Origin of the sequence: Clostridium algidicarnis, assembly GCF_000703125.1 — a bacterium.
Lineage (GTDB): Bacteria > Bacillota > Clostridia > Clostridiales > Clostridiaceae > Clostridium_L > Clostridium_L algidicarnis.
The window spans coordinates 2,306,698-2,320,332 of the sequence record NZ_JNLN01000001.1; the positions used below are offsets into that span (position 1 = coordinate 2,306,698).

The 13,635-nt window shown below is 28.4% G+C and carries 12 protein-coding genes, 1 pseudogene and 1 other annotated feature; of the genes and pseudogenes, 12 read left to right on the forward strand and 1 reads right to left on the reverse strand.

Features of this window, described 5'->3' with window-relative positions; genetic code table 11:
* Positions 1-192 precede the first annotated feature (192 nt).
* The 12 genes and pseudogenes from BV55_RS0110950 to BV55_RS0111005 all read left to right on the forward strand — a co-directional run bounded on the left by BV55_RS0110950 (position 193) and on the right by BV55_RS0111005 (position 11,682).
* On the forward strand, positions 193-2,082 hold the full coding sequence (locus tag BV55_RS0110950) for an endonuclease MutS2 (RefSeq protein ID WP_029452858.1): 1,890 nt from the start codon (positions 193-195) through the stop codon (positions 2,080-2,082).
* 164 nt (positions 2,083-2,246) lie between these two features.
* Positions 2,247-2,511: a binding site (T-box leader), on the forward strand.
* 63 nt (positions 2,512-2,574) lie between these two features.
* Positions 2,575-4,203, forward strand: a complete 1,629-nt coding sequence (gene metG / locus BV55_RS0110955; RefSeq protein WP_029452859.1) for a methionine--tRNA ligase — start codon at positions 2,575-2,577, stop codon at positions 4,201-4,203.
* A 153-nt stretch (positions 4,204-4,356) separates the two neighbouring features.
* The gene (locus BV55_RS0110965; protein ID WP_029452860.1) at positions 4,357-5,049 is read left to right on the forward strand and encodes a TraX family protein; all 693 of its coding nucleotides are present in this window, start codon (positions 4,357-4,359) and stop codon (positions 5,047-5,049) included.
* A gap of 76 nt (positions 5,050-5,125) precedes the next feature.
* Positions 5,126-5,743, forward strand: a complete 618-nt coding sequence (locus BV55_RS0110970) for a lysoplasmalogenase (protein ID WP_198023216.1) — start codon at positions 5,126-5,128, stop codon at positions 5,741-5,743.
* Between the two features lie 185 nt (positions 5,744-5,928).
* Entirely contained in the window at positions 5,929-6,480 is a 552-nt protein-coding gene (locus BV55_RS0110975) for a biotin transporter BioY (RefSeq protein ID WP_029452862.1), read from the forward strand.
* 200 nt (positions 6,481-6,680) lie between these two features.
* Positions 6,681-7,355 carry a DUF1287 domain-containing protein gene (locus BV55_RS0110980; RefSeq protein ID WP_029452863.1) on the forward strand — a complete coding sequence of 225 codons (675 nt, stop codon included), beginning with the start codon at positions 6,681-6,683 and terminating at the stop codon, positions 7,353-7,355.
* 84 nt (positions 7,356-7,439) lie between these two features.
* Entirely contained in the window at positions 7,440-8,324 is an 885-nt protein-coding gene (locus BV55_RS0110985) for a GNAT family N-acetyltransferase (RefSeq protein WP_029452864.1), read from the forward strand.
* Positions 8,325-8,693: 369 nt separating this feature from the next.
* On the forward strand, positions 8,694-9,122 hold the full coding sequence (locus tag BV55_RS0110990) for an N-acetyltransferase (RefSeq protein ID WP_029452865.1): 429 nt from the start codon (positions 8,694-8,696) through the stop codon (positions 9,120-9,122).
* A gap of 18 nt (positions 9,123-9,140) precedes the next feature.
* Positions 9,141-9,707, forward strand: coding sequence for a GNAT family N-acetyltransferase (locus BV55_RS0110995; protein WP_029452866.1), 567 nt, complete (start codon positions 9,141-9,143; stop codon positions 9,705-9,707).
* A gap of 187 nt (positions 9,708-9,894) precedes the next feature.
* The gene (locus BV55_RS0111000) at positions 9,895-10,353 is read left to right on the forward strand and encodes a GNAT family N-acetyltransferase (RefSeq protein ID WP_029452867.1); all 459 of its coding nucleotides are present in this window, start codon (positions 9,895-9,897) and stop codon (positions 10,351-10,353) included.
* 365 nt (positions 10,354-10,718) lie between these two features.
* Positions 10,719-10,847: pseudogene (locus BV55_RS15960) on the forward strand (GNAT family N-acetyltransferase); the annotation flags it as partial.
* Between the two features lie 13 nt (positions 10,848-10,860).
* Complete coding sequence (locus BV55_RS0111005; RefSeq protein ID WP_029452868.1) at positions 10,861-11,682, forward strand: GNAT family N-acetyltransferase; 822 nt, start codon at positions 10,861-10,863, stop codon at positions 11,680-11,682.
* A 622-nt stretch (positions 11,683-12,304) separates the two neighbouring features.
* On the opposite strand, the gene BV55_RS0111010 is transcribed toward BV55_RS0111005, so the two are convergent.
* Positions 12,305-13,615: an IS30 family transposase gene (locus BV55_RS0111010; protein WP_029452869.1), complete on the reverse strand. Its 1,311-nt coding sequence runs from the start codon at positions 13,613-13,615 to the stop codon at positions 12,305-12,307.
* Between the last annotated feature and the right edge of the window lie 20 nt (positions 13,616-13,635).

The following is a 13,635-nucleotide window of genomic DNA, read 5'->3' on the forward strand; positions in this document are numbered from 1 at the left end:
TGGAATTAATTTGTACTATTAAAGATACAAGTCCACGAATTTACTTTAAAGGGGTAATAAAATTACCTTTATTAATTGTTGAATTTTAAGCTGTGGAAGTATCCATAGCTTTTTTTATTATATAAAAATAGAAATCTATCAAGATTTCGTAGACTTGTAATGTAATAAAAGATAAAAGGAAGGATTATTAATATGAATAAAGTAACATTAGAAAAATTACATTACCATGAGTTAAAAGAAATAGTAAAAGGATATTGCATTAGTGGATTAGGCAAAAGATTAATCGATAAATTAGAACCTAGTGATAATATAAAAATTGTAAATCAAAGACTAAATGAAACATCAGAAGGAAGAAGATTATTAGATGCATCTTATAATATACCATTAGAAGGTATTTTCAATATATATCCTATTATTGAGAAGATTGAAAAAGGAGCATCTTTAGATGCAGCTGATTTAACTATGATATCAAATTTTTTAAGAGGATGTAGGAAGGTCAAGTTATTTATAAAGGACAAAGAAGGATATGCACCTACATTAAGTTCTTATGGGCAAAACATTTCTGATTTGAGCTATATTGAAGATGAAATAAACCTAGCTATTAGAGGAAGTATTGTTGACTCAAATGCTAGTAAGGATCTTAAAAAAATAAGAAGGCATATTGATATATGTGAAAGTAAAATAAAGGAAAAGTTAGATAAGTTCCTTAAAAGTAGTGAAAATAAAGAGTATATTCAAGAATTCTTCATTAGTAAGCGTTATGGAAAATACACAATTGCAATTAAGGCAGCACATAAAAATAAAGTTCAAGGTACAATTATTGAAACATCTTCAAAGGGATCAACAGTATTTATAGAGCCAAATGTTATTTCAAAGAATACAAGTGATTTAGTAGTATTAAAAGTAGAAGAAGGTATGGAAGAATATAGAATATTGGCTACGTTAACAGATATGCTTTTTGAAAGAATAAAAGATTTGAAGATGAATGTTGATGTTATATCTGAATATGATATGATCTGGGCAAAAGCTAAATATAGTAAAAGAATAAAGGGAATTAAACCTAAACTCAATGAATATGGATATATAAAGATTATTAAAGGAAAGTATCCTCTTATTAAAAATAGTATACCCTTAGATTTTGAAATTGGTGAAAATTACAGAGGTTTAATAATAACAGGACCAAATGCAGGGGGTAAAACTGTAGTATTAAAGACAATTGGCTTGTTAACATTGGGAGTACAATCAGGATTTCATATAGAAGCTGAAGAAGGGACAGAGCTTTCAGTATTTAAAAAGTTATTTGTTGATATTGGTGATGATCAAAGTGTTGAAAATGCGTTAAGTACATTTTCATCTCATATAAAAAATCTAGCTGAAATAATTAAAGAAAGTACAAAGGCAACACTGCTATTGTTTGATGAAATTGGCAGTGGAACAGAACCAAATGAAGGATCTGCCTTGGCTATTGCCATATTAGAAGAACTGTATCATAAGGGCTCAATAACTATAGCAACTACTCATTATGGAGAAATAAAAAATTTTTCAAAAGAACATCCTGATTTTGAAAATGCAGCTATGGAGTTTGAAAAAGAAACCCTAGAACCACTATATAAGCTTAGTATAGGAAAAGTAGGCCATAGTAATGCTTTATATATTTCTAAAAAGATGGGATTACATTATTCAATTATTGATAAAGCAAGAGAATATATTGATACTAAAAGTTATAATTATGCTTTAATAAAAGGTAGTAAGGTTATAAAAAATAAAGAGTTACAAGTAAAGGAAGATTTTTATGAATACTCTGTAGGTGATAAAATTATTCTTTTAGAAAATAATGAATCAGCCATTGTATATAAAGAAAGAGATAGATTAAATAATGTGACTATACTATACAATAAGGAATTTATTGAGGTTAACTATAAAAGAATAAAACTAGAATTAAAGGCAAGTGAACTTTATCCAGAGGGTTATGATTTAAATCAGTTATTCATAAGCTATAAGGAAAGAAAGTTAGAAAAAGATATTGAGAGAGGCTCGAAAAAGGTACTAAAAGAAATAAAAAAAGAAACTTCAAAGTGTTGAACATTCAGATGGATATGAATAGAATTTACAGAAGAATAAACTAGAAAGATCTAACTTGCAACTAATACGAAGAATACTGGCATAAGCAAAGGTTATTTTAAATAAAATTGGATGCAATAAATTTAATAATATTGACAATATAAATTGATAGAGTATAATAAAGTATAAATGCAAAGAAGAGGAAAGTAATTTTAAGAATACTTATACAGAGAGTTCCCATTGGTGAGAGGGAGCAGAGGATATTAAAGTGAAAATGGCCTTGGAGCGGTGCACTGAGATTTGATTATAAATTAAGGTTGCAACGGATTCACCCGTTATAGTGATAGAGTATAATCATATAAATTATTTTATGACGTACTTGAAGAGATATATATTGTGAAGTATATATGAAATAGGATGGTATCACGAAGTTTTACTCTCGTTCCTAAGATTAGTTTCTTAGGACGGGAGTTTTTTTATTATCTAAAATTATCAATTAGAGGAGGAATTATTATGAATATTTTTATTGGGGGAGCATGGCCTTATGCTAATGGATCATTGCATATAGGACATATAGCTGCACTGTTACCAGGTGATGTACTTGCAAGATATTATAGAGCAAAGGGAGAAAAGGTGTTATATGTTTCCGGAAGTGATTGTCACGGCACGCCAATATCAATTAGAGCAAAAAATGAGGGAGTATCACCAAAAGATATTGCTGATAAATATCATAATGAATTTAAGTATTGCTTTGATAAATTAAACTTTTCTTATGATTATTATTCTAGAACAGATGATGAATTTCATAAAGATGAAGTTCAAGATGTAATAAGGTTGCTCCATAAAAAGGGATTAATTTATGAAAAGGATGTTGAGCAAATTTATTGTGAACATTGCAATCAATTTTTGCCAGATAGATATGTAGAAGGAAAGTGCCCTAAATGCAATGCTATAGCAAGAGGAGATCAATGTGACAGTTGTGGTGAGCTATTAGAACCACTTGAATTATCAGAAAGGAAATGTAAGCTATGCAATAATGAACCTATAGTAAAAGCAACAAAACAGCTATATTTAGCCCTATATAAATTAGCAAATGAAATTAAAGGTAACTTAGAAAAGTCAAAGGACAACTGGAGAGTCAATGCAGTAAATAATACAGAAAGATATTTAAGGGAAGGGCTATTAGATAGGGCTATATCTAGAGATTTATCATTAGGAATAGATATTCCAATTAAAGGTTTTGAGGACAAAAAGGTATATGTATGGATAGATGCGGTGCTTGGATATCTTTCTTCAAGTAAAAAGTGGTCAATAGAAAAAGGAGAATCCTATGAAAGTTTTTGGAATGAAAAAGCCATTTCTTATTATGTACATGGAAAGGATAATATACCATTTCATACAATAATACTGCCAGCTTTACTAAGTGGAATAGGATATGAAAGGTTACCAGATAGAATAATATCTAGTGAATACTTAACATTAGAAGGAAAGAAAATATCTACAAGTAATAACTGGGCAGTGTGGGTACCTGATATAATTGAGCGTTACAATGTGGATTCTTTAAGATACTTTTTATTGATAAATGCACCTGAAAAGAGAGATACTGATTTTTCTTGGAGGGAATTCATAAATAGTAATAATGGCGAGTTATTAGGTGCCTATGGAAATTTGGTAAATAGAACCTTAGTATTTGTTAAAAAATATTTTAATAATACCATTCCAAAAGGAAATGTTAATGATAGGAAAGTTGACATTAAAAGATTATATAAGGAAGTTGGCGAACATATTGAAAGTGGTAATTTAAAGATTGGCATTGAAGTAATTTTCGAATTTATAAGAAGTGTAAATAAATATTTTGACCAAAAAGAGCCATGGATAACAGTTAATTCTGATATAAAAGATTGTAGTAATACCATATATAACTGCCTATATTCAATAATAAATATTGCTAACTTATTAAATCCATTTTTACCTAAGTCATCTAGTAAGATTGAAGAGTGGTTAGGTATAGAATGCAACCAGTGGAAGGATATAGAGATTAAAGAAGGAAAAGAAATCAGTGAGTTTAATATATTGTTTCAAAGGATTGATAAAAAGGTTATAGATGAAGAGACAAACGCTCTAGTAGGAGGAGATAGATAATTAAATGCTCATAAGAAGGAAAAGGGAATATTTTGTAGAATTATATATTAACTATATATCAAAATTAAATATGTTATATAATTATATTTTTGAGAATAGTATAAGAAGAATAATTGATAATAATTAAATTTAAGATTCGGAAGGATATTAATAATGAAGAAATTTAACAGTTTTCAGCTAAAAATAATAATGGTAATAGCAATGTTTATTGACCATGTTGCAGAGTTCATTCAAGGAACACCCTTATGGTTTCATTATATAGGTAGAATTGCAGCACCTGTGTTTTTTTATTTACTAGTTGAAGGATTTTTTCATACAAGCAGTAAAAAAAGCTATATAAAAAGACTGGCTATTAGTGGGATAATAATGTTAATAGGCTCATCTATATTGATGTATATATTTAATAGACCAATAAAAATCACAAATAATATATTAATCTCTATGGCATTAAACTTAATTTTACTTTCATCTATTGAATGGAAAAAAGAAACCAGTGATAAAGGATTAGCTAACTTAAGTATCGGCATTTCATTTTTTCTTACCCTTTTTGCGGAAGGCTCAATTTTTGCCACTGCTATGACGCTTATATTTTATTTTAATAGAGAAAATAAAATTAAAATGTGTTTTTGGTATATTTTATGTTCACTTTTAATATTAACAAATCCAGCAAATAGCATTTATGAAAGCTTATTTGTACAAAATTATCAATGGATGATGGTATTTTCACTGCCATTTATACTTATGTATAATGGTGAGAGGGGAAGAAAGGCTAAATATTTCTTTTATATATTCTATCCAGTTCATATATGGGTGTTGTATGCAATTGGTAATTATATAAATTTTTGAAGTGAGTCTTTAAATAGAAATTTAATATAAGGAGGATCTTATGATATACAAGGTAATAATAGGCGGAGCATTTCTATTGATTTTTGTTATGCATATGATTTTTATTAAGAATGAAAATAAAAAGGGGCGCTGCTATACTAAACCATTTTTAATGCCACTACTGGCAACTTTTTATATAATAGGTGCAGAGAATATTAATAAGTTCATTATAATTGCATTAGCGTTTGGTTTTATTGGAGATGTTTTTTTACTATGGCCAGATAGGAAAAATAATTTTATATTTGGATTAATTGCTTTTTTGATAGGACACATTTCTTATGTTCTACTTTTTAAACAAAGTATATCTTTTGTAAAGGACATCCCTATATGGTTTTATTTAATGCTTATTATATATGGTGTAGTTGCCGCAATTATAATGAAAAAACTAATAAATTATCTTGGAGATATGAAGATACCTGTTTTTATTTATATGATCATTATTATTTTAATGAGCTTTACTAGTTTAGCACGTATTTGGGTTATGGATATAAATATATCGTTTCTCTTACCATTTATAGGCTCATTACTCTTTTTATGTTCAGATACTATGTTAGCATTTGATACTTTTAAAGGCAAACTCAAGAATGGAAACCTATATATTATGCTAACTTATGTTTTAGCACAAGTTTTAATAGTTGCTGGATATTTATATTAGATCACACAGTATTAGTTTAAATCATATAATATAGATTTTTATGGATATATTTTTATTAGTTCAAATTCATTTTACAATAAAGCTGTATTTAATATATAATAAGTTATTGTAAAGCAAGTTGAAATTGAAGGTATACAATAATTATAAAAAAACTTTTATTTGTAGATAATTTTGGAGGAGATCTAATGAAAATTAAAACAAAAGATATGATTTTGGTAGCATTATTTACTGTACTTACAGCAGTAGGGGCATTCATAAAAATACCTATAGGGCCTGCACCTATTACACTTCAGTATTTATTTACAGCACTTGCTGGTGTACTTTTAGGACCATTTTTGGGTTCTTTATCCCAATTGTTATATATAATTATTGGACTTTTTGGAATTCCTATATTCACATCAGGAGGAGGACCTTCTTATATCTTCAATCCAACATTTGGCTATCTTATAGGTTTTGTTTTTGCCTCATATATTATAGGTAAGATAGTAAGAAAAAGTGAAAAACCATCATTTTTAAGAATATTTTTAGCTTCAATATTAGGTGTTGTAGTAATATATATTATAGGTGTACCTTATATGTATATTATACTTAATAATGTATTGAAAATTACCATGACATTCAGTAAAGTCATGAAAATTGGATTCTTAGTATTTATTCCAGGAGATATTATAAAATCTGTTATTGTGGCTATCTTAGGTGTGAAAATTGTTCCAGTAATAAGAAAAATAAATAGGTAAAGCATTAGAAGAGCTTAAAACATTTTCAAAAGAAGATATAATCTAAAAAACAGTGCAATGAAAACTATTTTTTATTGCACTGTTTTTTGTTTGAAAGTTCTATTTAAGTTAATTTTAAAAATATTACACGGAAAATTAAACAATATGACTTTTGTATACGTAGTAAATATGATGCAATGAATTATAATAGGGGGAATAACATGAAAAGAAAGGGAAAAAAGCTACTGATTTTTATGGGTATAATAGCTATTCTAGTAGGATGTTATGTTACTTTATCCTATTGGAACTTGATTCCTAAAAAAGCTTATACAGCAAAGGACTTTGGCATTGAAATTATAAAAAGCCAAAATGACTATAATGAAAATGGCATAGACGATTATACTGATATTTTGTTAGGTGCTAGAAAGGATGCTCTGAATAAACCAGTGTATAAAAGTGTTTATTATGACGGTGGCTATCCTCCAGAAAAAGAGGGGGTTTGCTCAGATGTTATATGGAGAGCTTTTGAAAATGCTGGATACTCTCTTAAAGATATGGTAGATGAAGATATAAATAATAACTTATTGATGTATCCAAGGGTAGGGGGAAAGTCAGAAAAGAATATTGATTTTAGAAGAGTACCTAATTTAAAGGTTTACTTTGATAATAATGCTGCTTCATATAGCTTAGATCCTTATGAAATAAGTCAGTGGCAACCAGGGGATATTGTTATATTTGGGGAAGATTATTCTCATATTGCCATTGTATCAGATAAACGAAATAGTGAAGGCGTATCATACATCATTCATAATGCAGCACAGCCTAAAAGAGAAGAAGATGCGTTAATAAGCTATTCTAAGAGCTTATCTATTACAGGACACTATAGATTTGAATAATATGGTACAATAATAAAAGTTCTGGTAACCGTTTTAAAGTCAGATAAATAGAAGATTTGTTGAATTATGTGAGAGGAGTTAGTTATGAAGAATTTTATTATTAAATATAATGCAGAGGATAATTATAAATTTATTAATGAAATATTAAAATATTCAAATGAAAATTGTGAGATGGGTATAGGTTATCCTAGATGCAATGATTTAGGAGAGTTGATATCCGAGGTGCAAATTTATGACAACATATTAAACAATAGTATATGTATCATATATTATGAAGAGAAACCAATAGGCATTGGTGGATTTTTATATACTGAGGGAGAAAGTGAAGGATATTTCATAGGTCCCATAGTAATAAAAGAATATTTTAATAAAGAAAATGTTGAAAATATTATAAATTTAATTTTGGAAAGCAAGAAATACAACTTTAAAGTTTTAACAGGTGTATGTACGGATAGAAATGAGATATTAAATAAATGCTACTTGAATACTGGATGGAAATATAAAAATACTCAAAGAGAAATGTGCTATGATTTAGATAATACAATAAAAGAAGTTAAGTGCAAAGTTAATGAATTTAGCAAGGATAAAGTTTCAGAATGCGCTGAAATTTTTAAAATTTTAGATAAAGCTTTTAATTGGGATGGAAATAGAGAAAATTATAATGAATTATTAAGAGATGAATATAAGGTTGCATGTATTCAAGAGGATGATGAAAAAATCATTGGTTTGGTTGTTTGGTCATATTTAAAAGATGTAGATTTTTCAAGATTAGAATATATTGTTGTCAATGAGAAGTATAGAAAAAAGGGTATAGGAGAGTCTATGATAAATTATATTATTAACGATTCAAGAGGAAATGAGATGGAAAATATATATTTAAGTACAGGAATTGATAATAAGGCTTCTAACCTTTATAGTAAAACAGGATTTTATGACACAGTAGTATCCAATGTATATGAAAGGAATTAACAATAGCCTGAGAGGTCCAGAAGTTTAGATGCATTCAATAATATATTTTCAATACTTATTTTGTTATAGAGGATATAAAATTCTTTATAAAGTTTGCCTGAAGTATTAAAAAGCTTCTTAATTACTAAATCACTTTTTTAAAACAACTTAGTAAGTTAATCTACAGTAGGATTATTTTCAACTATATGTCTATCTTCAAAGACTATATCGTTTTCTAGAAGAAACTTATTAGCTTTAATACAAGCTATGCACTTTGGATATTGAGTTAATGTTGATTATATATAGTCTATAATTTAAAATAAATATCAAGGCATAGAAGAAGAGGCCTAGGACTAAACCTTATTAATGTATAAAAAGGGAGTAAAAAGTATGATTGAAAAATTAGAAAAGTTTGAAATTGAAGGAATTATGAATATTTGGTTAAAGACTAATATTTCTGCTCATAGTTTCATACAAGAGCAGTATTGGATTAAAAATTATAACCTTGTTAAAGAAGAGTATATTCCCATTTCTACAACTTTTGTTTATAAAGAAGATAATATAATTAAAGGATTTATAAGTATTATAGATAATTCATTTATTGGTGCATTATTTGTATTAGAAGATTATCAAGGACAAGGTATAGGAAAAAGTCTATTAAATCATTGTAAATCGTTGTATTCAATTTTAGAATTAGCAGTTTATACTGAAAATATATCTTCAGTTAATTTTTATAAACATTGCTGCTTCCAGATAAAAGGAGAACAGTCAAATGAAGATTCTGGTTTCATGGAATACACAATGTCATGGATAAAATAAAAAGGGAGGATATAGAAAGTGAAAAGAATAGAAACAGATAGGTTGATAGTAAGAAATTTCAAACCTGAGGATTGGAAGGATTTACAAGAGTATGTTTCATATGAAGAGGTTATAAAATATGAGGAAGACTGGGACACTTCTGATGAAGGATGCAAAAGTTATACAAAGTTTTTTTCAAAAGGAGATACTTTTTGGGCTGTTGAGTTAAAGGATAGTAGAAAAGTCATAGGACATATATATTTTAATAGGGCTAAACCAGAGCACTTTTTAACATGGGATCTAGGATATACTTTTAATCCTTTATTCTATGGAAAGGGCTATGCCACAGAAGGCTGTAATGCAATTTTACAATATGGGTTTGAAAAACTAGGAATGCATAGGGCAGTTGCAAAATGCAATCCTGACAATATAACATCATGGAGATTACTTGAACGTTTATCTATGCGTAAAGAAGGGTTATGTAAAAAAGCTGTTACTATAAAAACAACAGAGGCTGGACAGCCAATATGGTGGGATGAATATATTTATTCAATATTAAGTGAAGAGTGGAAAAGGTTTGAGTGTAAATATATTGAGGAAATTTAGAAATAAGAATTTAAGTAATTTAAAGATGAGAAGAGGGTCACTTTGTTCCCCACTTTTACTTGACTCAAATATATTTATAAAAAATACATAAGGGTACAGTAAATAGTGTTATGATTTACCATATCAGTTGTTTCATAATCGTAAAAAAGTGCGAACTGAAGATTATAAATATAAGGTGGTGCAAAACATGAAAGTAAGAAAAACGGTTAAAGAAGATATTGACCTCCTCATAAAGATTCGTATGCAATACCTGTTTGCAGAAAAAGGTGTGTCTTCTTCGGAAGAAGTGCAAGATATTAGAACAAAGTTAGAAGAATATTTTACTCAACACCTTAACAAGGGATTTATTGCTATCATTGCCGAGAATGAGAATGAAGTATTAGCAACTGCATTTATGTCAATCGTGGAAAGACCTCCTCTAATAGCGTTTTCATCATATCTTGTCGGTACGGTATACAATGTTTTTACATACCCTCAATATAGAGGAAAAGGCATTGCAACGAAAGTTATGACTGAACTTTTATCGGAAGCAAAGGTATTAGGCGTTGCCGCAGTTGATTTAATGTCGACTGAAAAAGGGAAACCATTATATGGAAACCTTGGATTTCGAGTATCAAATTATACATCAATGAATAAGTTACTCTAACTCCCGCAAAATAAGCATAATCAGAAGTTATATTAATTCACAATATTCATATTTTACGAATTAAAAGTTATAAACAAAGTCATCAACAAATTATATAAAGAAGGCACACATTATATATGTATAATATGTGCCTCCTCTTATTTTTAAATATTTTTTTGAACAGGTAATTTATAAGTATAGTAAAATAAGATATAGGCATTATTTTATGCGATAAATCTATCACTATATACTTTTAATACACAAACATGCTCACTCGAAATACCTCTTTTTATTTTATCCTCATTCTTGGTACTGCGCTAATTGCCTTTGACTCATTTTTTACGATACTTTCTAGGTAGTGTAAAGGTCTTAAGACAGGATATGCCACAAAAGCTTGTAATAAAATTTTACAATATGGCTTTGAAAAACTAGGAATTCATACAGCAGTTGCAAAATGTAATGCTTATAATAAATCATCACGGAGATTGTTTGAACGTCCATCTATGCGTAAATAAGGGGGGATATATTATGTATATAATTAAAGATAGTGAAAGAAAAAATACTATAGAGGCTTATGATGAAGAAGGGAATCTTGTAGGAGAAGCGATATTTTCTCCTTTTAAGGCTTCAGACATACATGAGAAACCTAGAATTAACATTTATTTTGATATTAACGTTAATAATATTGAAGGCAGAAATGAATTAAAAGATAAAATGTTTGATGAAATAATAAAATGTTCACGAACTATAAAGGAGAACTATAAAGATTTTTTAGTGAGAGTTTACCATTGTTGTTTTTCAGATAATAAAGAAAGTATTGAATATTATTCTTCTAAAGTAGGTTTCAAGAATGATGAAGGTATGTATATAATTAAAAAAGAATTAACAAACGAAGAACTAGAAATTAAAGAAATTAAAGGTATTGATTTTTGTAAGCTTCAATTTGAAAACGAACATGAGATGATGGAATTAGTAGAAAAACAAAATAAAGTATTTGTTAATGGATATTCGGTGGAAGATTTAAAAGAATTGAAAAATAAAAATCAATGGTTTAGTATAGCAGCTAAGCATAAAGGAGAGATTATAGGTAACATTGTTATAGTTATAAAAGAAGATGAAGCAAATGTTAAATATGGTTGGGTGGATGATTTATTTGTTTCAAAAGAATGGAGAAAATTTGGTATTAGTAAAAATCTAATTCTTAAAGCATTTCAGGAATTGATGGCTTTAGATGTTAAAGAGTCAAGATTGGAAGTATGGAGTGACAATAAAAGAGCATTATCAGTTTATGAGAGTGTAGGGTATAAATTTTATCAACAGACAGAATGTTCAATTGGAATGTTTCTTTAATGTTTGATCATATAAAAAACAAGTAAACTGATTCTATTATTTCAAATAATGTTTAACTTAAATAAATATTTAAGCTTTGGTAGTCTCCTAGTATAAAAATAGGAGACTATTTGAAGTAGTCGAAGAGATAGACAATTAGTTTATAAGTTCATTGAGTTAAATCAATTGGAATTCTGTGTTAGATGTCTTTTTAGATGTTTTGAGATATTATCATCATAAAAAACCACGCAGCTCTTTAGATGGGTTAACATCTTTTGAGAAAAGGTATCTTTAAATATTAATTAAGCTTAGTGTTACAATTGTATATTGTTAAAGTTATATTAGCTTTTATATATGATAAAAAATATGTACAGATATTGCAATGCTAATTAAAGGTTGAATGAAAAACTAACTTCCGTTTTAGCATAAGCAATTGGAACTGCAAGGGTTAAGTCAGTTTTTTGAGTTAAATTTAGTAGTTAAAATACCTAAAATAGGCTATAATTTATATAAGATAATCATTTTTTAGGGGTTTTTAAGTATGCTTATTAAGCCTACGGAATTGGCTTGCAAAACTAACTTCCGTTTGCTTTATTTTTGCATGATTAAGTTCCGCTGATAATTGCCCTAAATTTTTGATATCTTATTTTTTAAAAAGTGCAGGTTTTAGATGTACTTCATCTGCTGAGATATGTTTTAATGACAGTTTCTCTAACAGTGAGTTATCTAATAACATTTGGGCCAGTTTAAATGGTGTATTCCCATTTAAACTAGCTCTTGCTGTACTATTAATATGATTTATCATTAAGGTTATATCTTCTTGAGTACGATTATTAAATGATATTCCTTTAGGTATTACATACCTTATGTATTCATGGTTTTTTTCCACATATGGCTTCTGATAAGAAGCCATAGGATTGCAGTAGAATATCTTAGTTCTTTGATTTCCTTCAGCATCTAATTCTAAAGCTTCAGGTTTTTTAAATTCTGAGCCGTTGTCTGTTAAAATAACAGGAAAGCATTTATTAAATACTTCATGTCCTAATAACGCATATAGCTTATCTATAACTTCCTTTACATCTACCTGGCTACAGCTTTCAATAATGAAAGCTAGCATTAATGAGCAATTCCTAAAAAGAAATGTTAGAAGAACTTTACCACTTCGTGTGCCGTGGACAGTATCCATCTCTACTACAGGAATATTAGGATTATCTTCAACAAATTTAACAAAGTCATCAAATGTTCTTCCAACTCTATCTGTAGATTCTTTAGTCACAGGTTGTTTATGTTTTTTTCTAGGTTTATATTTAACTTTCCTAGGCAAATCAATGCTTCTAGCAGTAAAAGCATTTTTATCAAAATAATAATATAAAGTTCTTTCACAGCAGTTTATTTCATTCTTATGATGGGTCAAAATATGGGATAGTGATTGTCCTTTAGAAATAAGTGGTGAAATTATATCATCTATCTTTTTCAAATCCTCTGAGGTTATATTCAAACCTTCTCTAGATGATGTTAATAAATCTCTATACTTTGAATCTGCAACTTTAGCTTTATAGTAGCTTTTTTCAGCCATACACGTAGTTACTGTGCTGCAACCATTACAAACATATGGGTAACGGTTAATCTTGGTACATTTCTTAGTGGAATATTCATTGCAAGTTCGATAACAATTTATAAAGCTACACTTCTTACATTGCTTACCACACCTATTATTACACAAGTTTGTCTTAGTGCAACTTCTCCGATGTTGGCATGGTTGCACATCATTTTCTTTTCTCTTACTTACTCTAAGAAATCTATTTCTTCTAATCTCTTTGGAGATAGTAGTTGGGTCTTTCTTAACTATTTCAGCAATTTCTTTTAATGTATAATTTTGATCTAAACCATACTCAATTATAAGGCGATCTTCTATTATAAGGTGTTTTCCTTTGCATAACTCTTTATTTGACATAATTAATCCTCCTAATATGC

Excerpts from the sequence above, each read along its gene's own strand:
- BV55_RS0110990 (WP_029452865.1), top strand. The coding sequence starts at position 8,694 with ATGATTGAAAAATTAGAAAAGTTTGAAATTGAAGGAATTATGAATATT.
- metG (WP_029452859.1), top strand. The coding sequence starts at position 2,575 with ATGAATATTTTTATTGGGGGAGCATGGCCTTATGCTAATGGATCATTG.
- BV55_RS0110950 (WP_029452858.1), top strand. The coding sequence starts at position 193 with ATGAATAAAGTAACATTAGAAAAATTACATTACCATGAGTTAAAAGAA.
- BV55_RS0111000 (WP_029452867.1), top strand. The coding sequence starts at position 9,895 with ATGAAAGTAAGAAAAACGGTTAAAGAAGATATTGACCTCCTCATAAAG.
- BV55_RS0111005 (WP_029452868.1), top strand. The coding sequence starts at position 10,861 with ATGTATATAATTAAAGATAGTGAAAGAAAAAATACTATAGAGGCTTAT.
- BV55_RS0110975 (WP_029452862.1), top strand. The coding sequence starts at position 5,929 with ATGAAAATTAAAACAAAAGATATGATTTTGGTAGCATTATTTACTGTA.
- BV55_RS0110985 (WP_029452864.1), top strand. The coding sequence starts at position 7,440 with ATGAAGAATTTTATTATTAAATATAATGCAGAGGATAATTATAAATTT.
- BV55_RS0110965 (WP_029452860.1), top strand. The coding sequence starts at position 4,357 with ATGAAGAAATTTAACAGTTTTCAGCTAAAAATAATAATGGTAATAGCA.
- BV55_RS0110980 (WP_029452863.1), top strand. The coding sequence starts at position 6,681 with ATGAAAAGAAAGGGAAAAAAGCTACTGATTTTTATGGGTATAATAGCT.
- BV55_RS0111010 (WP_029452869.1), bottom strand. The coding sequence starts at position 13,615 with ATGTCAAATAAAGAGTTATGCAAAGGAAAACACCTTATAATAGAAGAT.